This is a genomic window from Amycolatopsis samaneae (assembly GCF_039541975.1).
Taxonomy (GTDB): domain Bacteria; phylum Actinomycetota; class Actinomycetes; order Mycobacteriales; family Pseudonocardiaceae; genus Amycolatopsis; species Amycolatopsis samaneae.
Genome location: NZ_BAABHG010000001.1, coordinates 144,058 through 165,730, shown reverse-complemented (window position 1 = coordinate 165,730; position 21,673 = coordinate 144,058). Strand labels below are relative to the sequence as shown.

Sequence of the window (21,673 nt, the reverse complement as noted above, 5' to 3'; positions counted from 1 at the left end):
TTTTCGGCCACTGCGCGCGGAACGGCGGTCACCGCAGCCACGCGACACCGGGCAGGAAACCGAACTGGGCGCTGAACCGGTAGTTGCCGAGCCGGGCCGACACGAAGCTGACCCACTTCGGCACGTACATGGACACCCAGGGCGCCTGGTCGGTGACCGCCCGGTCCACCGCGGCCCACAGCGCGTTCGCCCGCTCCGGATCGGTGTTGGCGAGCCGGAGCGCCTCGGTCATCCGGTCGTCGACGGCCGGATCGCAGAAGCCGCCGATGTTCGGGCTCGCGTCCGAATTCGGCACGTACGCGGCGCAGGAGGTCAGCACCTTCAGGAAGTCGCTCGGCGCCGGATAGTCCTGGGACCAGTCGGCCAGCGCCACTTCGACCCTGTTCCCGGAGTTCTGGACGAACGGGTACTGCAGTCCCTCGTCCATCGGTTTCAGCGTCGCGCGATAGCCCAGCTTCGTCAGCAGGGTCTGCATGTACTCACCCATGGCGACGTGCATCCGGTTGTTCCCCGAGACGACCGACACCGGGGCGCCGGCGGTGCCGGACTCGGCGACCAGCCGTCGGGCCTTCGCCATGTCCGCGCCGTGCCACGGCCCGTGCCCGTCCGGCGCCGGATCGACCGTCCACGGGCAGTACTGCCGATAGCCGGGGATGTTCGGCACCAGGACCTGACAGGTCGGCGTGGCCAGCCCCGGCCCGCCCGCCTGCAGTACCGCGGAATCACGGTCGAACGCGTAGTTCAGCGCCTGTCGTGCCTTGGGGTTGTCGAACGGGGGAATTCTCGTGTTGAGCGCCCAGTACCAGACGTGGCCGATCTGGTCGAGATGCGTCTGGTCCGGGTGCTCGACGCTGATCTCGTTCAACCGGTCCGGCGGCGGCTGGTCGGTGGCGAAATCGGCCTGGCCGTTGATGACCGCGGTGATCTGGTCGGTCGGTTCGAGCCCGAACTTCTCCACGATCTGGTCCGGGTACCCCTCGGGCGCGGCGAGCGGCGACCAGGAGCGGAAGTAGGGATTGCGCTTCAGCACGACGCGATCGGTCGGATCGTAGCTCGCCCAGTAGTACGGTCCCGTCGCCCGCAGCTTGGACACGTCCGAGCCGACATCGGCCGGCGGCGTGTCCGCGGGCAGGATCGAGGCCAGTGGCTGCCCGAGCTGTTCGGGGAGTTCGGGGTCCGGCTCGGTCAGGGTGAAGGTGATCCGCCTCGTCGCCTCGTCGATCGCGATCCCGGCCGACAGGTCGCAGGTTTCCGGTCTGTCGAGGCATTCCCGCGCGCCGGCGAGCACGTCGAACTGGGAGGAGGTCGTCGGCCCGTGCACCTTGAACATGCGCTCGAAGGACGCTTTCACGTCGTTCGGCTGAACCTCGCGACCGTCACTGAACCGGATCCCGGACCGCAGCGTGAATGTCCACTTGAGACCGTCGTCGGTGGGTTTCGGGATCTCGGTCACGAGGTCCGGCGCGACGTGCCTGCCGACCTCGGGCCCGGACTTGGTGAACGCGGTGAGACCGTCGTAGCTCGCCGTGTAAAGCGTCCACGCCGCGTTCGAATAGTTGATCATCGGGTCGGCGGTGCCGACGTTCCCGTTGGCCAGCAACACCTCCACCCCGCCCTGATGCCCGTGATCGCCGGGGGCGACGGAGGTCAGCGACCCCAGGTCGTCCGCCGCGCATCCGGTCGTGGCGAGCAGGACCGCCGAAACGAGCAGCTGCGGTGTCCGATTCCGGCTCATCGGGCCGCGACCTCCTCGTCGTCGATCGGGGGCAGGATCTCCGCGGGCCGGGCGCACACCCGCTGGATGATCTCGAGGACGCCGTGCACGAACGACAGCCTGGGGTGATAACGCCGCCAGGCGATGCCGATGGTCCGGGCCGGAACGGTGCCGGCGAAGGAGATCCGGCGCACGCCGGGCGTCCGCCCGCCTAGGGCGAGCCGGGGCACGGCGCCGTAGCCGAGCCCGGCGGCGACCATCGCCTCGACGGAGTGGTTGGTTTCCAGCTCCAGCACCCAGTTCAGCTCGGTACCCACCGATTCGGCCCAGGCCTCCATCGGCTCCCGCTGGCCGCGCAGGCCGATCAGCGGCAGCCCGCCGAGCCGGTCGGGGGAGACCGGGTCGGCGCCGTCCGGGATGAGCAGCACGAACGGGTCGGTGAGCAGTTCCACGGTGAGCAGCGCCTGGTCCGCGAGCGGGAGTTTGACGAACGCGAGGTCGATGTCGCCGTTGCGCGCCAGCCGCGAAACCTCCGCCTGCCGGTCCAGTTCCACCAGTTCGATCCGGTACTCCACCGGCTGCCGCCGCAGCGCCGCCATCATCGGCGGGATCACCCGTTCGCTCGCACTGGTGAACAGTCCGATGCGGACGGTCGCGTTGAGGCCCTTGCGGATCGTCTCCACCTGGCCGACGGCGACGGAGAGGATGCCGCCGATCTGTTCGGCGGCACCGACCAGGCTGTCGCCCGCCTCGGTGAGCGTGATCCTGCGTTGCTGCCGGGATCTTCGGACCAGCACGACACCGAGTTCGCGTTCCAGGGCCGCGACCCGCTGGCTCACCGCCGACTGGGTGCAGCCGAGCGCGGTCGCGGCGCCGGCGAACGAGCCCGTAGCCGAGATCGCGATCAGCGCGGCGAGCTGGGGCAGGGTCAGCCGGGCGGACTGCTCGGTTTCGGCGCTAGTCATCGGAAGCGGCCTCCGGTTCGGCCGGCGCCACGGGTGCCGCCGGGGCAAGCGGGTGGTGGCAGGCGACGTCGTGCTCCGCGTCCTCCTGACGCAGCGCCGGTTCCGTCGTACGGCACAGCTCGGTGGCGCGCGGGCAGCGCGGGTGGAACCGGCAACCGCTCGGCGGGGCGAGCGGGCTCGGCACGTCCCCGGACAGCGTGGTGTCCCGCCAGTCCGTGCCCGCCGCCGGATCCGGGACCGGCACCGAGGCCAGCAGCGCCGCGGTGTACGGATGCCTTGGCGCGGTGTAGATCTCCCGGACCGGGGCCTGTTCGACGATCCGGCCGAGGTACATCACCGCGACCCGGTCGGAGGTGTGCCGGACGACACCGAGGTCGTGCGCGATGAACACGTAGGTGAGGCCGAGGCGTTCCTTGAGATCGTCGAACAGGTTCAGAATCTGTGCTTGCACCGAGACGTCCAGCGCGGACACCGGCTCGTCGGCGATGACGAGACTCGGCCGCAGCGCCAGTGCCCGCGCGATCACCGCGCGCTGGCGCTGCCCGCCGGAGAGTTCGTGCGGGAACCGGTCGGCGAGTTCGGCGGGCAGCCCGGTCGTGGCGAGCAGTTCGGCGATGTCCGACCTGGCCGCCCGCCGCCGGTGCGCGCGCAGCGGCTCGGCGACCGAATCGCCGATGCGGCGGCGTGGATTCAGGCTGGCGTACGGATCCTGGAAGATCATCTGCACCGAACGCCGGACCGGGCGCAGCCCGCGCCCGCCGGTCCGGCTGATGTCTGTGCCGCGGAAGACGATCGAGCCGCTGGTCGGCCGGTACAGCCGGATGAGGCAGCGCCCGAGGGTGGACTTGCCGCAGCCGGACTCCCCGACGAGGCCGAGGGTTTCCCCGCGCCGCACGGAAAGCGAGACCCCGTCGACGGCCCGCAGCCTGCCCGGCCTGGCCAGCGGGCCCCGGCGGACGGGAAACCACTTGACCAGGTCGGTGGCGCGCAGCACCTCGGGTTCGGGCATCAGGCCGTTCTCTTTTCGTCCGGGAGCGGCGAATGCCGCAGCAGACAGGCGTCGAGGTGATCGGGCGGGCCCGTGCCCGCCGTCGGCAGGAGCGTCGGCCGGTGCCGGAGGCAGAGGTCCTCGGCCTCGCGGCACCGCGGTGCGAACGCGCAGCCAGGGCCGAGGTCGGCCGCCAGTGGCGGCAGGCCTTCGATGGAGGGCAGCCGGGCCGGCCGGGGCAGGTCCAGCCGGGGGATCGAGCCGAGCAGCCCGATGGTGTAAGGGTGTCGCGGCCGGGCGAACAACCGCGCGGTCGGTGCCTGTTCGACGATGCGCCCGGCGTACATCACTTGCACCCGCGAGGCGATTCCGGCGAGCACGCCGAGGTCGTGCGTGATCATGATGACGCCGGTGCCGGTCCGGGTGCCGAGGTCCCGGATGATCCGCAGGATCTGGGCCTGCACCGAGACGTCCAGCGCGGTGGTCGGCTCGTCGGCGATCAGGACGTCGGGTTCGCAGGACAGTGCCATCGCGATCATCACCCGCTGCCGCATGCCGCCGGAGAACTGGTGCGGATAGTCGCGCGCCCTGGCCCCCGGGCTGGGAATGCCGACCAGCTCGAGCAGTTCGGCGGCGCGACGGCGGGCCGCCCGCGCCCCGATCCGCCGGTGCCGCCGGATCTGCTCGGCGATCTGCCAGCCGACCCGGTACACCGGGTTCAGCGAGGTCATCGGATCCTGGAAGATCATCGCGACGCGGTCGCCGCGGTAGTCGCGCAGCCGGTTCTCCGGCAGGGCGAGGAGATCCTGTCCGTCGAACAGCACCCGGCCGGTGACGACCGCGCCCGCGTCCCGGATCAGGCCGAGCATCGCGAGCATGGTGACCGACTTCCCGGACCCGGATTCGCCTGCCACGCCCAGGGTTTCGCCCGCCGACAGCTCGAACGACACGTCGTCGACCACGCGCACCGGGCCGTCCGGACCGCGGAACTCCACGGTCAGCCCGTCCACCACCAGCGTCGTCATCGCACTCGGATCCTCGGGTCGAGTGCCGCGTACCCGATGTCGACCACCAGGTTCACGAGCACCACCGCGAACGCGCCGTACAACGTCACCGCCATCAGCACCGGCAGGTCGAACCGGCTCAGCGAGTGGAAGGTCAGGTTGCCGACCCCCGGCAGGCCGAACACCCGCTCGGTGAGCACCGCGGCCCCGCCGAGCATGGCCCCGACGTCGAGACCGAACAGGCTGACGAACGGGATGAGCGAGTTCCGCAGCATGTGCCGGAGCAGCACCCGTGACTCGGAAAGCCCTTTCGCCCGCGCGGTGAGCACGAAGTCGGACCGGTCGACCTCGATCAGGTCGGCCCGCAGCACCCGCGCGTACAGCCCGGCCATGCCGATCGCCAGCGTGATCCACGGGAACAGCAGCTGCCCGAACCATTTCGCCGGGTTCACGGTGATCGGCGTGTAGCCGAGTTCGGGCAGCCAGCCGAACAGGCTGTGATGCAGCGTGCCCTGGGTGAGCAGGTTGACGACGCCGCCGAGCCAGAACACCGGGAGCGAGATCCCGACCAGTCCGAGGCCCATCAGCAGCGGATCCACCAGCCTGCCGCGGAAGACCGCGGCGAGGGTGCCCGCGCCGAGCGCGAGCAGCACCCAGATCACCGCGGCCCCGCCGACCAGGGACAGCGTGACCGGGATCGTCTTGGCCACCCGGGGGAGTACCGGGCCACGATCGGTGTAGGAGACCAGATCGCGGTCGATGACCAGCCGCCTCATCATGTCGAGGTACTGCACCGGCAACGGCTTGTCCATGCCGAAGTCGGCCCGGATCTGGGCGATCACCTGCGGCGTCGCCTGCTTGCCCGCGATCTGCTTCGCCGGGTCGACGCCCGGCGTCTTGAAGAAGATCAGGAACACCAGGACGCTCACCGCGATCAGCACCCCGGCCGCGGCGACCAGCCGGCGCGCGACGTAGGCGATCACCGGACACGCGCCCGCGGCTCGGCCTTCGGGTCGAAGGTGTCCCGGATCGCGTCGCCGAGCACGTTGAGCACGCACACGGTGGTGGCGAGCAGCGCGCCGGGCACGATCGCCATCAGCGGGCGGTTGCGCAGCAGCTGGGTGCCGTCCTCGATGATCGTGCCCCAGCTGGCGGCCGGCGGGTGCACGCCGATGCCGAGAAAGGACAACCCCGACTCCAGCAGCATCGCGGTCGCCACCATCAACGGGAACAGCACGAGCACCCGGGAGAGCACGTTCGGCAGGATTTCCCGGCGGATGATCCGGCCGTGCCCGGCGCCGTAGGAGGTCGCGGCGTGGACGTAGTCCGCGGTGCGCACCGACAGCACCGCGCCACGCACCGGCCGGGCGACATACGGCACGTACACCACGCCGATGATCAGGATCGGCAGTGCGAGACTGCCGGAGCCGACCCGGACGAAGCCGAGGCTGATCCCGGAGGTGAAGCTGATCGCGGAGATCGAGATCGCCAGCATCAGGACCGGGAACGCCCACACGACGTCCAGTGCCCTGGACAGCACCCCGTCGACGACGCCGCCGACGTAGCCGGCGAGCAGCCCGACCAGCAGGCCCCCGGCACAGGCGAGCGCACCGGCGAGCAGCCCGATCAGCAGCGTGTTCCGTCCGCCGTAAAGGATCCGGGCCGCGACATCCCGGCCGGAACCGTCCGCGCCGAGCAGGAAGTGCGCCTGCCAGGTCGGCCCGATCGGCAGCACACCGACACCGCGCGAAGCGGGTTGCAGCAGCGGCATCTCGGTTCCGTCGTCGAGCACCGTGCTGCCGACCGGGTTGGCCACGAACGGATCGGTGCCGGAGACGTGGTCGGCATACAGGGGCGCCAGCAGGCACAGCACCACGATCGCCGCCAGGATCGCCGCCGACACCATGACCCGGGGACTGCGGCACAGGGCGCGCAGACCTCGCCGCCACGGCCCTCCTCCGCCCAGGGCCCTGCCGGTCTCGAACGGCCTCGGCGCCGCCCGCGTGACGGCGGCCGCCGGTCGCGCCTGACGAGGTTCGGTCATCCGGCCACCCCCTCGTCCACCGTCCCTGTTGGCAAAAACTAGAGAATGTGTACGTTTTCCGGCAAGAAGACCGGCATCGCGTTCGATAAGGTTAGCTAATGGGCTGACCGTTTCGTTACTGATAGGGGCGGAATCGAACACTCGGGTGACCGAATGTTTCGTTGATTCCGATCAGGCCGAAGAGTTCGTAATACGAACTGTCCGCTTCATCGGTTTTTGCCCGGCCGTACCGAGGTTTCGTCGTGAACGGAGCGTTCGGGGCATCCATGGCGCGGCCCCGGCCCCGTGTCGTGACCGGAAACGGACACGCGGAGCTGCTCAGGGCGGGAGTTAGGTTAGCCTCTCCTGTGTGAACGACAAACCGGTGCGGGAGAGCGTGAGCCAGGTGGGGCACAGTCAGGGAACCGCGGGGACCGCGCCGACCCGTGACGGGCGTGAGCTGTTCTTCATGCGCCTTCCGGGGCCGTCCGGCGCCGACGTGCCGACGGTGGTCTTCGAGGGCGGTCTGGCCGCGAGCCGGTCGTACTGGGCGCCGGTCCAGTCCGCGGTCGCCGCCTGGGCCCCGGCGGTGGTCTACGACCGCAGCGGGCTCGGCCGCAGCGCGCCCGATCCGGGACCGCGGCCGCTCACCCGGCTCGCCGCGGACCTGGGGGAACTGCTCGATCACCTCGGGCCGGGGCCGTTCGTCCTGGCCGGGCACAGCTGGGGCGGCCCGATCGTGCGGCTCGCCGCGGCGGCGCGGCCCGGCCGGATCGCGGGGCTGGTGCTGGTCGATCCGAGCGAGGAGTCCTGCGATCTCGTGTTCGAGCCCGCCATGCGCCGGGCCGAGAAGATCGGGCAGACGGTCAGCGCCGCGCTGGCGCGTGCCGGACTGCTGGGGCTCGCCTATCGCGGGCTGCTCGCCGCGCTCCCGGACGACGCGCGGCGGGACATGCGGGCGGAGGGCTTCACCGTCGACGCCATACGCACCCGCGCCGCCGAACTGGCCTCGGTGGTCCCGGACCTGACCGCGATGCGCGAGCACCCGCCGGAACTGCCCGACGTGCCCGTCACGGTGATCTCCGGAGCGCTGACCGCGCCGGGAATGGGCCGGAAGGTCCGCGACGCGGCGAACGCGTCCCACGAGTTCCGCGCCACGCGGTCGGCGAAGGGAAAGCATGTCCTCGCCCGGAAATCGGGACATATGGTGCCCGTGACCGAACCCGGTCTGATCGCCGCCGAGATCCGCGCGCTGCTCGCCCCGTCCGGCGGGGCCGCCTGACCGTCCTCATCGGACAGTCGGGGCCGGGACGAGCTCGCGTGGCGGCGTGTCCGCGCGCGGCGCGCGTTGCGCCGCGACGACCGCGGCGAGGGCGAGCGCGAAACCCAGGAGCTGGACGGGACCGAGCGACTGGCCGAGCACGAGCACGCCGAGGAGCGCGGCGACCATCGGGGACAGCAGCCCGAGGACGGCGACCGAGGTCACCGGCAGCGTCGTGATGCCGCGGAACCACAGCAGGTAGGACAGCAGGCCGCCGACGAGGCCGAGCCACAGGTAGCCGAGCGCGGCGCCGCCGCCGATCGCGGGCGGTGCTCCCTCGAAGAGGAACGTGACGGGCACCAGGACCAGGCCGCCCGCGGTGAGCTGCCAGCCTGCGAACGTGGCCGGGCCGACGCCCTCGGGCCGTCCCCAGCGTTTGGTGAGGGTGACCCCGAGCGCCATCGACGCCGCGCCGCCGAGCCCGGCCACGATCCCGGCGGTGTCGAAGGCCGCGTTCGGACCGAGCACCACGAGGCCGACCCCGGCGATGCCGACCGCGCCCCAGGCGAACCGGCTCCCGGAGGGACGCTCGCGCAGGACGAGCACGGCCAGGACGGCGACGATCATCGGCTGGGTCGCGCCCAGTGTGGCGGCGGCACCGCCGGGCAGCCGTTCGGCCGCGACGAACAGCAGCGGGAAGAACAGCCCGATGTTCAGCGTGCCGAGCGCGGCGGCCCTGGCCCACCACGCCCCGCGCGGCAGGACCCTGGTGAACGCCAGTGTGAGCAGCCCCGCGGGCAGCGCGCGCAGGAGCCCGGCGAACAGCGGGTGCCCCGGTGGGAGGAGTTCGGTGGTCACCACGTAGGTCGTGCCCCACACCATCGGGGCGAGCGCGGTGGCCGCGGTACGGGTGAGTGTCTGGTTTCGCACCCGATCAGTCTCGGCCGACCAGCAATGATGAGTCCAACACATGTTTGTCACCGGATCGATCGTGGTTCACGATAGATCCATGGAACTCCAGCAGTTGCGCTACGTCCTCGCCGTCGCCGAGACGAGCAGTTTCACCCGTGCCGCCCAGCAGTGCCTGGTCGTCCAGTCGGCGCTCAGCCACCAGATCGCGCGCCTGGAACGGGAACTCGGCGCGCGGCTGTTCGACCGCACCAGCCGCCGGGTGCGGCTGACCGCGGCCGGGGCGGCGTTCCTGCCCGCCGCCCGCCAGTGCCTGGACGCCGCGGAGCGCGCCGCGGCCGAGGTGGCCGCCGCCGTCGGCGAGGTGCGGGGACGGCTGGCCGTGGGCGTGATCCCCACCGTCGCCGCGGTGGACATCCCGGCCGTGCTGCACGAGTTCCACCGCGACTATCCGCGGGTGCGCGTCGGCCTCCGGGTGGGGGCCAGCGAGGAACTCGTCGAGCAGGTGAAGGAGGGCACGCTCGACGTCGCCTTTCTCGGCCTGCCCGCCACCGCGCGGCCCGAGGGGGTCCGCTCGCACGAACTGGCCCGCGACCGGCTCGTCGCCGTGGTCTCACCGGGGCACGCGCTGGCCGGGGAGACCGCCGTCGACCTGGCGCGGCTGGCCGCCGAGGTGTTCGTGGACTTCCCGGCGGGCACGGCCGGCCGGGCCCAGTCCGACCAGGCCTTCGCGGCCGCCGGGCTGACCCGCGACGTCGCCCTCGAAGTGACCGCCGCGGACCTGATGGCCAGGCTCATCCAGCAGGGCCTCGGCGTCGCCATGCTCCCGTCGGCCTACGCGCCCCGGCTCAGCGGGGTGGTCACGGTCCCGGTGATCGACGCCCCCGCCAGGGTGGAGCACCTGGTGTGGAGCCGGTTCAGCAGCACCCCCGCCGCGACCGCGTTCCTCGACGGACTCGGCGTGCGCGCCGATCCGGCGGGCTGAGGGGCATCGCGGCTCACTCTCCGCGCATCTGCCTGCGGATCTCGGCCAGCTTGTCCTTGGCCGCCTCGTCCCGGTCGGCGATCTTCTTGTCGAGCGTCTCCACGGTCTCCTCGCCGCCGATCCCGGCCAGCTCGGTCGAGCCGACCGCCGTGGTGTACCGCTTTTCGATCCTGTCCCGCACGAAGTCGAAACCGGGTACACCGCCTTCGGTGTAGTCCGGTTCGGGAACCTCCGGCGTGCCGGGGGCGGGCAGTGCCGCGTCGTTCTCACTCATCTTCCGCTCCGTTCTCCTCCCCGCCGACGATAGCCGTTCCGGCGCGCGCGGCGTCCGTGATCGTCCACAGTGGATTCGTGCGCGACCGGCGTCCGGGAACAGCCGAAAGTCGGTGCGGCCGGGCGCCGGGGTTCGGCAGACTGTCGATCATGGCGGGGACGAGCAGGTGGGTGCGCCTGCAGGCGGTGGCGGTGTCCGGTTCGGCGTGTGAGGGGCTGCTGCTGGCGGCGCTGCCGCTGCTGGCGGTGTCGATCACGACGGATCCACGTGCGGTGTCGCTGGTCAATGTCGTCGGCCAGGCGCCGTGGCTGCTGTTCTCGCTGTTCGCCGGTGTGGTGATCGACCGGTTCCGCCGGACGGCCGTGCTCGGCTGGGCGTACGCGGTGCAGGTGGTCGCGGCGCTGGCGCTGGCGGTGTCCGGCTCGGCCGGGCTGCTGAGCCTGCCGGTGCTGATGGTGGTCGCGTTCGTGATCACCTCGGCCCAGGTGCTCGGCGACGGGGCGAGCGGCGCGCTGGTGCCGGAGATCGTGGCCCCGGACCAGCTCGCCTCGGCCAACGCGCGCCTGCAGGTGATCGACCGCGGCGTCGTGCAGTTCCTCGTGCCGCCGCTGACCGGGCTGCTCCTGTCGCTCGGCGCCGGGCTGCCCGCGTGGCTGGCGGGCGCGTGCGCGGTGGTGGCGTTCCTGCTGGCCAGGGGGATTCCCTCGGCCCCGGCGCCCGCGCTCGGCGTGCATCCGCTGCGGGGCATCGGCGCGGGGCTGCGGTACCTGGTCGGCACCCCGCTGCTGCGGTCGGTCACCCTCAGCGTCGCGCTCGGCTCGTTCGCGGCGAGCGCCTCGAACACGATGTTCGTGCTCTACGCGACGCAGGTGCTGCACGTCGGCGCCGTCGGGTACGGGATCCTGCTGGCCTGCATGGCGGTCGGCTGGGTCGCCGCGTCCTTCGTGGTCCAGGGAGTCGTGGCACGCCTGGGGTACCCGTGGGCGATGCGGCTCGGGCAGGCCAGCGGAGTGGTGGTGATGCTGCTGATCGCCGTGCTGCCGCCGTGGCCGGTGGCCATCGGGTTCGTGCTGGTGTTCCTCACCGCCACGGTGCTGATGTGGAACGTGTGCTCGCAGTCGATCCGTCAGCGGTTCACCCCGCCCGCCCTGCTCGGCAGGGTCCTGACCGGGCACCGCGCGCTGGCATGGGGCCTGACCCCGCTGGGCGCGCTGGCCGGGGGTTTCGTCGCCGCCCACTGGACCCTGCGGGGAGTGTGGGTGATGGCGGCGATCGTCTCGGTCGCCGCGACCGCGGTGGTGTGGAAGGCGGTTTCGCCCGCGGCGTTCCGGGCGGCCGAACGCGCGGCGGAACTCGCCGGGAAGGGGCGTTGATGGACGGCCGGACGGAGAAAGCCTTGTCACGACGGGGAGTTCTGGGCGCTGGGGCCGCCACCGGGCTGCTCGCGCTCGGCGCGTGCTCGGCGGCGGAGCCGCGGCCGGCGCCGCCGCCGAGTGCCCCACCGGTGCCGAAGACCGGCATGCACCTGGTGACGCTGGGGACGAAGGGCGGCCCGACGCTGCGGTCCGACCGGAGCAGCCCGGCCAACGCGCTGGTCGTGGACGGCGTGGTGTACGTGGTGGACTGCGGGATGGGCGTGAGCCGCCAGCTCGTGCTCGCCGGGCTCGAACTGTCCGCGGTGCGCGCGGTGTTCATCACGCATCACCACTCCGATCACAACCTGGAGTTCGGGAACCTCCTGAACGCGGCGTGGAACGCGAACCTCACCCACCGGATCGGTTTCCACGCGCCGCCGGGCATGGCGGACATGCTGGCGGGCTACCTGGCGATGAACCGCTACGACATCGACGTCCGGATCGCGGACCAGGGGCTGCCGGACCCGCGTGGCCTCGCCGAGGCGCGCGAGTTCACCGGAGACGGCGAGGTCTACCGGGACGAGCTGGTGCGGGCACGGCCGCGCGGAACAACCATCCGCCGGTCACCGAGTCCTACGCGCTCCGCTTCGACACCCGGTACGGCTCGGTGGTGTTCTCCGGGGACACGACACCGGCCGAGGCCGTGGTCCGCCTCGCGCGGAACGCGGACTGGCTCGTGCACGAGGTGCTCCACCTGCCGTCACTGGACCGGCTGCTGGCCGCGCAGCCGACCGAGACCCGGTTGAAGGAGCATCTCCTGGCTTCGCACACCACCAACGAACAGGTCGCGAAGGTGGCGCTCGAGGCGAAGGTGGGCCACCTGGTGCTGAACCACCTGGTGTCGTTCGGGCCGGTGTCCGACGCGGAGTGGGAGCGGGACTGCCGTGGCGCGTGGCGGGGCCCGCTGGTGGTCGCGACCGACCTGCGCCAGGTGTGCTGAGGGCCGTCAGGGTTTTACGGGCACCCACAGCTCCACCTGGTCGTGTCTGCGGTAGTACTCGACCAGCGGCCGGGTCTCGTCCGGCGGGGTGGCCGCCTCCAGCTCGGCCATCCCGGGACCGATGCGTTCGTAGAGGCCGGGCGGTTCGCCGACGAGTGTGCCGCGCAGGTACCAGCCACCGGGAAGGACGCCGGTCCGCAGGCCGAGGCTTTCCGCCTTGTCTCCGGGCTTGACCGGCGTGCAGACGGTGTAGGTGCCCGCTCCTACGTCGATCCGGGCGTACATCCTGCGCCCGCGCAGCCCGACCAGCCGCTCGAACTCGGGCCAGAGCTCCTGGATCCGGGGCAGTTCGTCGGCGGTGGTCCGCTCCAGCACGGTGACGTCCTCACGGTGGACGCGGGCGGGCGGGGCGTGCAATACGGAAGTCGTCATGCGCCCAGGGAACCACGCGGCACCGACAATCCCGCGTGGTAGCCGCTTGTGCGCTGCCGGACCGCTTTTTCGCGGACAATTGTTTCAGTGGACCGAAATTCGCCGTCGCCGGTATCTTTTGTGCGGCGGTTCGCGACCGGACAGGGCGCGCGGCAGGCTGTGTCACGCAATCAAAGCTGATCGGTTCATCACTTTCTCTGATGTCGACTTGGGAAACGTAAAAAAGGGGAACGATCGATGATGGATGTCTCCGAGGGAAGCGGGATCAGCAGAAGACGGTTCCTGTCCGCCGTGGGAGCGGCGGGCGGGGCGGGCACGATGTTCGCGACGATGGGGGCGCTGGGTCTCGCCCCGACGGCGCGGGCCGATACCTACCACCCGCCGCGGCGCGCGGATTTCGCGCTGTCCGGCCGATCCGCGGCGAAGGTCGCGGTCCTCGGCGGCGGGATCGCCGGCCTCACCTGTGCCTACGAACTCGGCAAGGCGGGGTACGACTGCACGGTATTAGAGGCACAGGACCGGATCGGCGGACGGAACTTCACCGTCCGGAACGGGACCGAGTACACCGAACTCGGTGGTGTCACCCAGGTGGCGGAGTTCGCCGGGGACGGCTACCTGAACGCGGGCCCGGCGCGGATCGCGCAGTGGATGGTCACTCTCGACTACTGTCGCGAGCTGGGCGTGCCGATCGAGGTCTTCACGAACACCAACGCGAATGCCTTCACCTACAACGAATCCGCCGGCATGAAGAGCCCGCAGCGGCACCGGACCGCGAAGGCGGACGTGCACGGCTACGTCGGCGAACTGCTCGCCAAGGCCACCGACCGGGGCGCGCTCGACGCCGAGCTGACCGCGGCCGACAAGGAAAGGCTGCTCGACTTCCTGCAGGATTGGGGCACGATCGAAGAAAGGAACGGGGGATGGCGGTACCTCGGCGGCCCCAGGCGGGGGTTTTCGGTGAATCCCGGTGCCGGAGAGAACACGGGTACGGTACTCGAACCGGTACCTTCGCTGTCCGAGGTCTTCGCCAGCGGAGTGGGGAGCTTCTTCTCCTTCGAGCACGACTACGACCAGGCGATGCAGATGTTCCAGCCGGTGGGCGGAATGGACCGGATTCCGTGCGCGCTCGCCGAAGCGATCGGTACCGGGCGGATCCGGACCGGCAGCCGGGTCACCCGGATCACCGCCGGGGAGCACGGAGTCGCGGTAGGCTACCGCGCGGCGGACGGCCGTGATCGGGAACTGACGGCCGACTACTGCGTCGCGGCGCTGCCGCCGCACCTGCTGGCCGGGATCCCGCACAACCTCGGGGTCGAGGTGCGGGCGGCGCTCGCCACCTATCGCGATCGCCTGGTACCGGCGGGGAAGATCGGCCTGGAGTACCGGAACCGCTGGTGGGAAACGGACCACCGGATCTACGGCGGCATCACCTGGACCGATCTGGACATCAGCACCATCTGGTACCCGTCCCACGGGCACCACGGCCGTACCGGGGTGCTCGTCGGGTACCAGAGCGGGTACCGCGGCGACGACGACCGCGCCGTGCGGTACGAGCGGCTTCCGCCGAAGGAACGCGAGCTGCTGGCGGTGGCACAGGGCGTGAAGATCCACGGCGCGAAGTTCCGGGACGAGCTCACCGGTTCGTTCTCGGTCGCCTGGCGCCGCGCGCCGCACATCGAGACCGCGTGGACCTCGCCGCCCTACGACACGGCCGGATACCGGCTGCTCAACCGGCCCGCGGGCCGGGTCTACTTCTCCGGCGACTGGCTCAGCCACCTCAGTTCGTGGCAGGCCGGCGCGTTCGAGTCCGCTCGCCTGGTGGTCGCCGCCCTGCACCGGCGGGTGCTGTCGGCGTGACAGGGCGGTGTCGCCGGGCGCACACGTGGCCCGGCGACACCGCCGGCGGCCGTGCTCAGGCGCGCAGTGTCGCGCCGCCGTCGACGAACAGCTCCTGCATGGTGATGTGCCGCGCCCGGGGAGAGGCCAGGAACAGCACGGCGTCGGCGATGTCGGCGGGGTCGGCGATCCGGCCGAGCGGGATGCCCACGCGGAACTGTTCGGGGGAACCGGCGATCACCCGGTCGGCGTCGTTCTCGTCCGTCCACAGCAGACGCTGCATCGGGGTGTCGGTCGAGCCGGGGGAGACCACGTTGCAGCGGATCCCGTGCCCGGCGACCTCCAGTCCGAGACAACGGGTCAGCATGGTCGCGGCGGCCTTCGACGCGGCGTAGGCGCCCATGCCCATCCGGGGCACCCCCGCGGCGTTCGACGCGACGGTGACCAGCGTGCCGCGCTGCCGGGGGACCATCCGGCGCGCGATCTCGCGCAGCAGGGCGAACACACCGGTGGTGTTGACCGCGAACGTCTTCGCCCAGTCCTCGTCGGTGGTTTCGCAGACCGAGCCCGGCAGCAGCACCCCGGCCACCGAAACGCCGATGTCGATCGGCCCGAGATCCCGTTCCACCGCTTCGACGACACGGGCGACGGCGGTGGAATCGCCCACGTCGGCGGGAAACGGGTGTACCCGTTCGCCCGTTCGCGCGGCGAACTCCGCGAGGCCCTCGGCGTCGATGTCCACCGCGGCGACCGTCGCGCCTTCGCGGACGAGCCCCTGGACGACCGCCGCGCCGATGCCGCGGGCGGCCCCGGTCACCAGTGCGGTCCGGCCCGCGATTCCCGTGTCTTCCCGGCTCGGCGGCACCATCTCGAACACCTCTCTGCCCTACCTCTGAGACTTTGGTTAGGTTAACCTAATCGGGACGGCGGCCCGAGGCCGTGCGCGGGTGCCTGTTGTGACCTGGCACGCACGCGCCACGGTGGACTTCTGTCCCGTTTGTGAATTAGGTTAGCCTAACCAATAGCCGATCTTGAGGAGCGGAGATGGCGCGGAACCCTGGGGGACATGCCTTCCCGGAGACACCGGAAAAGCTTGTCCGGCAACGCTTTCCGTTCCGGCGCGGGAACGGTGGCGGCTGCCGGGAGGGTATCACGCTCAGTCGTTGATCGTGTGATTTCCGTTCCGGTCCCCGATTTCCGCGTTGTCCGCCGAAAGGAATCCCGAGTGTCTTCACCCGCGTTGGCCCGGCCGACACCCGTCCATCGGGCGGCCGATCTGCTGGCCGCCTATCTGCCGGGCTCGTTCTACTTCTCCTCGCCACGCGGATCGCTGCTCGCCGACGGCGTGCGCGCGTCCGTGCGCCGGGAGCGCGGGTCCTGGGCGGACGCGGCGGCGGGCGCGCTCGACGCGGCGGCCGCGCTCGGGGTCGCCGAACCGGTGGTGGCCGGTGCGATCGGGTTCCTGCCGGACGCGGAGGCCAGCCTCGTGATCCCGGCGGTGGTCCGGCGCGCGGGCGCCCCGGAACGCGGCACACCGGACGAGGGGCTGCCGGGATTCGGGACGACGTCGTGGTCGGTGACGCCGCGGCCCGAGCCGCGGGCCTACGCCGACGGGGTCCGCGGCGCGCTCGAGCTGATCGGCGCGGGCGGACTGGACAAGGTGGTGCTCGCCCGCGGCCTGGAGCTGACGGCCGACGCCCCGGTTCCGGTCCCGGCGCTGCTCGCCCGGCTGGTGCGGGCGGACCCGGGCGCGTACGCGTTCGCGGTCGACGTCACCGCGCCCGGGGACCCGGCCACCCGCACACTGGCCGGGGCGAGCCCGGAACTGCTGGTCTCCCGGCGCGGTGGCACGGTGGTGGCCAATCCGCTCGCCGGATCGCTGCCGCGGTCGGCCGACGAGGCCGAGAACCGGCGGCGGATCGCCGCGCTGCTGGCCTCGGCGAAGGACCGCCGCGAGCACGCCCACGTCTCGGCACAGGTCGGCGACGTGCTGAGCCGCTTCTGCGCGGAGCTCGACGTGCCCGCCGAGCCGGAGGTGATCGGCACGCCGACGATGTGGCACCTGTCGAGCCGGATCACCGGACGGCTGGCCGATCCGGCCGATCCCGGATCGTCTTCGCTGGCACTGGCCGAGGCGCTGCACCCGACGCCGGCGGTGTGCGGCACGCCCACCGCGCCCGCCTACGCGGCGATCGCGGAGCTGGAACCGGCGGACCGCGGCTACTACGCGGGGCTGGTCGGCTGGTCCGATGTGGACGGTGACGGCGAATGGGCGGTGACCATCCGCAGCGCCGAGGTGTGCGACCGCACGGTCCGGCTCTTCGCGGGCGCCGGGATCGTCGCCGGTTCCGACCCGGAGGCCGAACTCGCCGAGACGAGCGCGAAGTTCCGCACGATGCTGCGCGCGCTCGGGGTGGAGGCATCGTGAGCGACGCTCGTGTGAACGCGGGGCCGGATCACGTGGTCTGGCCGCCGGAGGTCGCCGCGCGTTACCGCGCGGCCGGGTACTGGCGGGGACAGACCTTCGGCGCGCTGCTGACCTCGGTGACCGCCGCGCACGCCGGGCGTACCGCGGTCGTGGGCGAGCGGAACGGCGAGATCGAGCGCTGGACCTTCGCCGAGCTGGACGAGCGCGCGCACCGGATCGCGGCGGGGCTGGCCGCGTCGGGGATCGTGCCGGGCGACCGCGTGGTGCTGCAGCTGCCGAACATCCCGGAGTTCATGGCGGTGGTGTTCGGGCTGTGGCGCGCGGGCGCGTGGCCGGTGTTCGCGCTGCCCGCGCACCGGGACAGCGAGTTGCGGCATTTCGCCGGACAGAGCGAGGCGGCCGCGATCATCACCGTGGCCGAGCACGAACGGCACGACCACGCCGCGACCGCGCGTGCGGTGGCCGCCGACGTGCCCTCGGTGCGGCAGGTGCTGGTCGTCGGGTCGGCGGAGTTCGGCGAGCTCGCCGCGAGCGAGCCGCGCGAGCTGCCCGATCCCGACCCGGCGGGCGTCGCGTTCCTCCAGCTGTCCGGCGGGAGCACCGGGCTGCCGAAGCTCATCCCGCGCACCCACGACGACTATCTCTACAGCGTCCGGGAAAGCGCCCGCATCTGCGCGCTGCGCCCGGAAAGCGTGTACTTGGCGGCCTTGCCGGTCTCGCACAACTATCCGCTCAGCTCCCCGGGTGTGCTCGGCGCGCTGCACGCGGGCGCGGCGAGCGTGCTGGCGCCCCGGCCCGATCCGGACACCGCCTTCCGGCTGATCGAGTCCGAGCGGGTGACGATCACCGGTGTCGTCCCGCCGCTGGCCGCAGCCTGGGTGCAGGCCGCCGCGCGCACCACGCGTGATCTGTCCAGTTTGGACACTCTGCTCGTCGGCGGTGCCAAGTGCGGCAGGGAACTGGCCGAGCGGATCGGGCCCGCGCTGGGCTGCCGCCTGCAGCAGGTGTTCGGGATGGCCGAGGGACTGGTCTGCTACACCCGGCTCGACGATCCCGACGAGATCGTGCTCGGCACGCAGGGCCGCCCGATCTCGCTCGACGACGAGATCCGGGTCGTCGATCCGGACGACCCCGCGGCGTCCTCGGCCGACGTGGTGGCGCCGGGCGAGATCGGCGCCTTGCTGACGCGCGGTCCGTACACCATCCGCGGCTACTACCGGGCGGCCGCGCACAACGCGACGGCCTTCACCGAGGACGGGTTCTACCGGACCGGGGACCTGGTGCGGCGCGGCCCGTCCGGGCACCTCGAGGTCGTCGGGCGGACGAAGGAGCAGATCAACCGCGGTGGCGAAAAGCTGGCGGCCGAGGAGGTGGAGAACCATCTCATGGCGCATCCGGGGGTGCTCGACGCCGCCGTGGTCGGGGTGCCCGACGAGTACCTGGGCGAACGGACCTGTGCCTACGTCGTGCCCACCGCGGGCTCGGCGCCCACGGCGGCCGAACTGCGCCGCTTCGTCCGCGAGCGCGGGGTGGCCGCGTTCAAGGTGCCCGACCTCGTCCTCGTCGTCGACGCGTTCCCGGTGACCGGCGTCGGCAAGACCAGCAAACGCGAACTGCGGGCGGCGCTGGCCGCCCTCGCCGAGAAAAGGTGATCCGCTTGTCCCTGCCGGAAATTCGCCCCTACGCACTGCCAACGACGGCGGAGCTACCCGAGGGAAGGGTGGGCTGGACGCCCGACCCGGCGCGGGCGGCGCTGCTGGTGCACGACATGCAGCGGTACTTCGTGGCGCCCTACGCCGGCGCGCCGATCCCCGAGGTGACGGCGAACATCGCGGCGCTCGTCGCCGCGTGCCGGGCGGGCGGCGTGCCGGTGTTCTACACCGCGCAGCCCGGCCGCCAGGACGCGCCGGACCGCGGGCTGCTGACCGAGTTCTGGGGTGACGGGATCGGCGCGGTGATCGACGCCGACCCGCGCGCCGCGGACATCGTCGACGAGCTCGCCCCGGCGGGGAACGACGTGGTGGTGGCCAAATGGCGCTACAGCGCGTTCCAGCGCAGCGCGTTCGCCGAGCAGCTCGCCGCGCGCGGCCGCGACCAGCTGCTGATCACCGGTGTGTACGCGCACATCGGCTGCCAGGCGACCGCCGTCGAGGCGTTCATGCGCGACGTCCGGCCGTTCCTGGTCGCCGACGCCGTCGCCGATTTTTCCCGAGAGCGGCACGACCAGGCCTGCGAGTACGTCGCGCAGCGCTGCGGTGCCGTCACCACCACCGCCGTCGCGCTGGACGCGCTGTCGGCGCCGATCCCCGCGGGAGCACTTCGATGAGCGACACCCCGGCCCTGTCCGCCGACCGCGTCCGCGCCGACATCGCCGCCCTGCTCGGCTGCGATCCCGCCGAGGTCACGGCGGAGGAAAACCTGTTCGACCGGGGGCTGGACTCCGTGCGGATGATGAGCCTCGTCGAGAAGTGGCGGGGCGAGGGGGCGGACGGGCTGGAGTTCCCCGACCTGGCCGAGCAGCCGGAGCTGGGGCACTGGACGAAACTGCTGGGCGCCGAGGACAAGGCGTGAGCCGGGCCGACGACCGGGAACGGCACCACGAGCGGATCGCGGAGGTGCGCGCTGGCGCGAGCGCGGAGAAGGTCGGGTACCCGATCCGGGTCCGCGCGGCCGAGGTGCTGCGCACCACGACGGTCGGCGCCGGTCTCGTCCGGGTCACCCTCGGCGGTCCCGGCACCGAGGGGTTCGAGGCCCATTCGCCCGACGAGCACGTCAAACTGCTCTTCCCGGAACCGGACGGGACACTGCGGCTGCCGGAGCAGCACGGGCGGATGCTGCGCTGGCCGCGCCCGTCGCCGACGTCGCGGGAGTACACCGTGCGCCGGTACGACCCGGCCTCGGGCGAACTCGACATCGACGTCGCGCTGCATGACGGCGGTTTGGGCGCGGACTGGGCACGCGTGGTCGAGCCGGGCGAGCTCGTGCACGTCGCGGGCCCTCCCGGCGGGCTGATCGTCCCGCACACCTACGACCGCTACCTGCTCGCGGGCGACATCACCGCGTTGCCCGCCATCGCGCGGTGGCTGGAGGAGCTGCCGCGCACCGCGGCGGGCTGGGCGTTCGTCGAGGTCGCCGATTCCTCGTGCGAGATCGAGCTTTCCGCGCCCGAGGACGTCGAGGTGCGCTGGCTGCACCGCGGCGACCGGCCACCGGGCAGCGGTGATCTGCTGGAGCGCGCCGTCCGTGGGGTCACCGTGCCCGAGGGCGAACGGGTCTACGTCTGGCTCGCCGGTGAGGCGGGGCAGCTCAAGCCGCTGCGCCGCTGGGTGCGCGACGAACTGGGCCTCGGCAAGGGCGACTACGACATCACCGGCTACTGGAAGCGTGGCGTCGCCGACTTCGACGAGGACCACGAGGAACACCATGTCCACTGAACAGAAGTCCACAAAGGACAAAGCAGGTAAGGAACACCGGATGCGTACTGGCCGATCCCTTCGTCGTCTCGGCGCGCTGGCGCTGGCCCTCACCGTGGCCGTCACCGGCTGCGCGTCGAACGGGGCCCCCGCCGCCGAGGGCGGGACGCGGGTCTTCGCCGCGGACAACGGCCAGATCACCATCCCCGCCAAGCCGAAGCGCGTGGTCGCCACCGGCTACGCGGTGCCCGCGCTGATCGAGGCCGGGGCGCCGCTGGTCGGGATCTCCACCTGGGCGCGCGGGATCCCGCTGATGACCCCGGAGGACAAGGCCACCTACGACGGCCTGAAGAAGGTCGCCGGTGAGCAGGCCGCGGAGACGAACTACGAGGCGATCGCGAACGCCAGGCCCGATCTGATCGTCATCGGCGTGCCCGCGCCGGTGCTGAAGGACATCGACGTCAACCGGCTCAAGGCGGTGGCGCCGGTGGTGGCGATCGGCCCGACGATCCCCTCCGCGTGGCGCGAGCTGTCCCGCAAGCAGGCCGACGCCGCGGGCGCGCTGGCGAACTTCGATCGCACGCAGGGCGAGTACAAGGCCAAGGCCGACCAGATCGCCGCCAGGTACAAGGCGGTGCTGCCGCAGCTGAAGCTCGGCCACGTCGGCGCGTACGGCGAGGTCGCGAAGGGCAACTTCCAGCGCGAGTTCAACGGCTCGTGGGGCACCAACATCGCCCAGGACGTCGGCGCGAACTACTACGGCGAGGTCAAGAAGAAGGGCGGCGGCTCGAAGGACGTCAGCGAGTACCCGTCCATCGAGGAACTGCCGACCGCGTTCGCACAGGCCGACGCGATCACCTACTCGGTCAAGGCCGACGGCTCGGTGCCGCCCGCCGTGCAGTACGCGCTGGACTCCCCGCTGTGGAAGAACCTGCCCGCGGTGAAGGCCGGGAAGGTCTACCCGTTCCGCTACACCGAGGCCGCCACCTACAAGGGCGCCATGATGACCCTGGACGCGATCGACAAGGCGTTCGCGCCGCTGCTGGCGAAGTGACGGTCACGCGACCCCGGAGCACCACCGCCACC

The 21,673-nt window shown here is 71.8% G+C and carries 22 protein-coding genes; 12 read left to right on the top strand and 10 right to left on the bottom strand.

The features are described from left to right. Positions 1-28: 28 nt before the first annotated feature. The 6 genes from ABD987_RS00745 to ABD987_RS00720 are packed head-to-tail and all read right to left on the bottom strand — an operon-like array spanning position 29 to position 6,715. A complete protein-coding gene (locus ABD987_RS00745) occupies positions 29-1,735 on the bottom strand; it encodes an ABC transporter substrate-binding protein (RefSeq protein ID WP_345385676.1) in 1,707 nt (568 codons plus the stop codon). After that, entirely contained in the window at positions 1,732-2,679 is a 948-nt protein-coding gene (locus tag ABD987_RS00740; RefSeq protein ID WP_345385674.1) for a LysR family transcriptional regulator, read from the bottom strand. Before ABD987_RS00740 ends, ABD987_RS00745 begins: the two co-directional genes overlap by 4 nt. After that, the gene (locus ABD987_RS00735; protein WP_345385672.1) at positions 2,672-3,688 is read right to left on the bottom strand and encodes an ABC transporter ATP-binding protein; all 1,017 of its coding nucleotides are present in this window, start codon (positions 3,686-3,688) and stop codon (positions 2,672-2,674) included. Before ABD987_RS00735 ends, ABD987_RS00740 begins: the two co-directional genes overlap by 8 nt. Next, on the bottom strand, positions 3,688-4,692 hold the full coding sequence (locus ABD987_RS00730) for an ABC transporter ATP-binding protein (RefSeq protein ID WP_345385670.1): 1,005 nt from the start codon (positions 4,690-4,692) through the stop codon (positions 3,688-3,690). Before ABD987_RS00730 ends, ABD987_RS00735 begins: the two co-directional genes overlap by 1 nt. Further along, positions 4,689-5,654 carry an ABC transporter permease gene (locus ABD987_RS00725; protein ID WP_345385668.1) on the bottom strand — a complete coding sequence of 322 codons (966 nt, stop codon included), beginning with the start codon at positions 5,652-5,654 and terminating at the stop codon, positions 4,689-4,691. Before ABD987_RS00725 ends, ABD987_RS00730 begins: the two co-directional genes overlap by 4 nt. Further along, positions 5,651-6,715, bottom strand: coding sequence for an ABC transporter permease (locus tag ABD987_RS00720; RefSeq protein ID WP_345385666.1), 1,065 nt, complete (start codon positions 6,713-6,715; stop codon positions 5,651-5,653). The genes ABD987_RS00725 and ABD987_RS00720 overlap by 4 nt, the downstream gene beginning before the upstream one ends. 349 nt (positions 6,716-7,064) lie before the next feature. Here ABD987_RS00720 and ABD987_RS00715 point away from each other — a divergent pair, with 349 nt between their 5' ends. Continuing rightward, positions 7,065-7,976 carry an alpha/beta fold hydrolase gene (locus ABD987_RS00715; RefSeq protein ID WP_345385664.1) on the top strand — a complete coding sequence of 304 codons (912 nt, stop codon included), beginning with the start codon at positions 7,065-7,067 and terminating at the stop codon, positions 7,974-7,976. A gap of 6 nt (positions 7,977-7,982) precedes the next feature. On the opposite strand, the gene ABD987_RS00710 is transcribed toward ABD987_RS00715, so the two are convergent. Then, positions 7,983-8,837: an EamA family transporter gene (locus ABD987_RS00710; RefSeq protein ID WP_345386777.1), complete on the bottom strand. Its 855-nt coding sequence runs from the start codon at positions 8,835-8,837 to the stop codon at positions 7,983-7,985. Between the two features lie 127 nt (positions 8,838-8,964). Here ABD987_RS00710 and ABD987_RS00705 point away from each other — a divergent pair, with 127 nt between their 5' ends. After that, the gene (locus ABD987_RS00705) at positions 8,965-9,849 is read left to right on the top strand and encodes a LysR family transcriptional regulator (RefSeq protein ID WP_345385662.1); all 885 of its coding nucleotides are present in this window, start codon (positions 8,965-8,967) and stop codon (positions 9,847-9,849) included. 13 nt (positions 9,850-9,862) lie between these two features. Here ABD987_RS00705 and ABD987_RS00700 read toward each other — a convergent pair whose 3' ends face one another. Further along, positions 9,863-10,123: a hypothetical protein gene (locus ABD987_RS00700; protein ID WP_345385660.1), complete on the bottom strand. Its 261-nt coding sequence runs from the start codon at positions 10,121-10,123 to the stop codon at positions 9,863-9,865. A gap of 149 nt (positions 10,124-10,272) precedes the next feature. Between ABD987_RS00700 and ABD987_RS00695 the strand changes: the two genes are divergently transcribed. From ABD987_RS00695 to ABD987_RS00685, 3 genes are read left to right on the top strand one after another with little or no spacing between them, the layout of a single operon-like run. Beyond that, the gene (locus ABD987_RS00695; protein ID WP_345385658.1) at positions 10,273-11,496 is read left to right on the top strand and encodes an MFS transporter; all 1,224 of its coding nucleotides are present in this window, start codon (positions 10,273-10,275) and stop codon (positions 11,494-11,496) included. A gap of 23 nt (positions 11,497-11,519) precedes the next feature. Next, positions 11,520-12,284, top strand: a complete 765-nt coding sequence (locus tag ABD987_RS00690) for an MBL fold metallo-hydrolase (RefSeq protein WP_345385656.1) — start codon at positions 11,520-11,522, stop codon at positions 12,282-12,284. Continuing rightward, complete coding sequence (locus ABD987_RS00685; RefSeq protein ID WP_345385654.1) at positions 12,215-12,478, top strand: hypothetical protein; 264 nt, start codon at positions 12,215-12,217, stop codon at positions 12,476-12,478. Before ABD987_RS00690 ends, ABD987_RS00685 begins: the two co-directional genes overlap by 70 nt. 6 nt (positions 12,479-12,484) lie before the next feature. Here the strand turns inward: ABD987_RS00685 and ABD987_RS00680 are convergent, their stop codons facing one another. Beyond that, positions 12,485-12,910: a GyrI-like domain-containing protein gene (locus ABD987_RS00680; protein WP_345385652.1), complete on the bottom strand. Its 426-nt coding sequence runs from the start codon at positions 12,908-12,910 to the stop codon at positions 12,485-12,487. Between the two features lie 237 nt (positions 12,911-13,147). Here ABD987_RS00680 and ABD987_RS00675 point away from each other — a divergent pair, with 237 nt between their 5' ends. Beyond that, positions 13,148-14,767, top strand: a complete 1,620-nt coding sequence (locus ABD987_RS00675) for a flavin monoamine oxidase family protein (protein WP_345385650.1) — start codon at positions 13,148-13,150, stop codon at positions 14,765-14,767. 55 nt (positions 14,768-14,822) lie between these two features. On the opposite strand, the gene ABD987_RS00670 is transcribed toward ABD987_RS00675, so the two are convergent. Further along, positions 14,823-15,614 carry a 2,3-dihydro-2,3-dihydroxybenzoate dehydrogenase gene (locus ABD987_RS00670; protein WP_345385648.1) on the bottom strand — a complete coding sequence of 264 codons (792 nt, stop codon included), beginning with the start codon at positions 15,612-15,614 and terminating at the stop codon, positions 14,823-14,825. A gap of 357 nt (positions 15,615-15,971) precedes the next feature. Here ABD987_RS00670 and ABD987_RS00665 point away from each other — a divergent pair, with 357 nt between their 5' ends. From ABD987_RS00665 to ABD987_RS00640, 6 genes are read left to right on the top strand one after another with little or no spacing between them, the layout of a single operon-like run. After that, entirely contained in the window at positions 15,972-17,174 is a 1,203-nt protein-coding gene (locus ABD987_RS00665) for an isochorismate synthase (RefSeq protein ID WP_345385646.1), read from the top strand. Beyond that, entirely contained in the window at positions 17,171-18,826 is a 1,656-nt protein-coding gene (locus ABD987_RS00660; RefSeq protein WP_345385644.1) for a (2,3-dihydroxybenzoyl)adenylate synthase, read from the top strand. The genes ABD987_RS00665 and ABD987_RS00660 overlap by 4 nt, the downstream gene beginning before the upstream one ends. Further along, positions 18,826-19,500, top strand: a complete 675-nt coding sequence (locus ABD987_RS00655) for an isochorismatase family protein (protein ID WP_345386775.1) — start codon at positions 18,826-18,828, stop codon at positions 19,498-19,500. Before ABD987_RS00660 ends, ABD987_RS00655 begins: the two co-directional genes overlap by 1 nt. After that, positions 19,497-19,745 (top strand): phosphopantetheine-binding protein, encoded by a 249-nt coding sequence (locus ABD987_RS00650; protein ID WP_345385642.1) that lies wholly within the window; start codon positions 19,497-19,499, stop codon positions 19,743-19,745. Before ABD987_RS00655 ends, ABD987_RS00650 begins: the two co-directional genes overlap by 4 nt. Beyond that, positions 19,742-20,608 carry a siderophore-interacting protein gene (locus tag ABD987_RS00645; protein WP_345385640.1) on the top strand — a complete coding sequence of 289 codons (867 nt, stop codon included), beginning with the start codon at positions 19,742-19,744 and terminating at the stop codon, positions 20,606-20,608. The genes ABD987_RS00650 and ABD987_RS00645 overlap by 4 nt, the downstream gene beginning before the upstream one ends. 40 nt (positions 20,609-20,648) lie before the next feature. Beyond that, positions 20,649-21,641, top strand: coding sequence for an ABC transporter substrate-binding protein (locus tag ABD987_RS00640; protein ID WP_345386773.1), 993 nt, complete (start codon positions 20,649-20,651; stop codon positions 21,639-21,641). Positions 21,642-21,673 lie beyond the last annotated feature (32 nt).

What these genes read in the sequence shown, in the direction of transcription:
- ABD987_RS00745 (WP_345385676.1), bottom strand. Translation starts at nt 1,735, where the DNA reads ATGAGCCGGAATCGGACACCGCAGCTGCTCGTTTCGGCGGTCCTGCTC.
- ABD987_RS00740 (WP_345385674.1), bottom strand. Translation starts at nt 2,679, where the DNA reads ATGACTAGCGCCGAAACCGAGCAGTCCGCCCGGCTGACCCTGCCCCAG.
- ABD987_RS00735 (WP_345385672.1), bottom strand. Translation starts at nt 3,688, where the DNA reads ATGCCCGAACCCGAGGTGCTGCGCGCCACCGACCTGGTCAAGTGGTTT.
- ABD987_RS00730 (WP_345385670.1), bottom strand. Translation starts at nt 4,692, where the DNA reads ATGACGACGCTGGTGGTGGACGGGCTGACCGTGGAGTTCCGCGGTCCG.
- ABD987_RS00720 (WP_345385666.1), bottom strand. Translation starts at nt 6,715, where the DNA reads ATGACCGAACCTCGTCAGGCGCGACCGGCGGCCGCCGTCACGCGGGCG.
- ABD987_RS00710 (WP_345386777.1), bottom strand. Translation starts at nt 8,837, where the DNA reads ATGGTGTGGGGCACGACCTACGTGGTGACCACCGAACTCCTCCCACCG.
- ABD987_RS00705 (WP_345385662.1), top strand. Translation starts at nt 8,965, where the DNA reads ATGGAACTCCAGCAGTTGCGCTACGTCCTCGCCGTCGCCGAGACGAGC.
- ABD987_RS00700 (WP_345385660.1), bottom strand. Translation starts at nt 10,123, where the DNA reads ATGAGTGAGAACGACGCGGCACTGCCCGCCCCCGGCACGCCGGAGGTT.
- ABD987_RS00695 (WP_345385658.1), top strand. Translation starts at nt 10,273, where the DNA reads ATGGCGGGGACGAGCAGGTGGGTGCGCCTGCAGGCGGTGGCGGTGTCC.
- ABD987_RS00680 (WP_345385652.1), bottom strand. Translation starts at nt 12,910, where the DNA reads ATGACGACTTCCGTATTGCACGCCCCGCCCGCCCGCGTCCACCGTGAG.
- ABD987_RS00675 (WP_345385650.1), top strand. Translation starts at nt 13,148, where the DNA reads ATGATGGATGTCTCCGAGGGAAGCGGGATCAGCAGAAGACGGTTCCTG.
- ABD987_RS00670 (WP_345385648.1), bottom strand. Translation starts at nt 15,614, where the DNA reads ATGGTGCCGCCGAGCCGGGAAGACACGGGAATCGCGGGCCGGACCGCA.
- ABD987_RS00650 (WP_345385642.1), top strand. Translation starts at nt 19,497, where the DNA reads ATGAGCGACACCCCGGCCCTGTCCGCCGACCGCGTCCGCGCCGACATC.
- ABD987_RS00640 (WP_345386773.1), top strand. Translation starts at nt 20,649, where the DNA reads ATGCGTACTGGCCGATCCCTTCGTCGTCTCGGCGCGCTGGCGCTGGCC.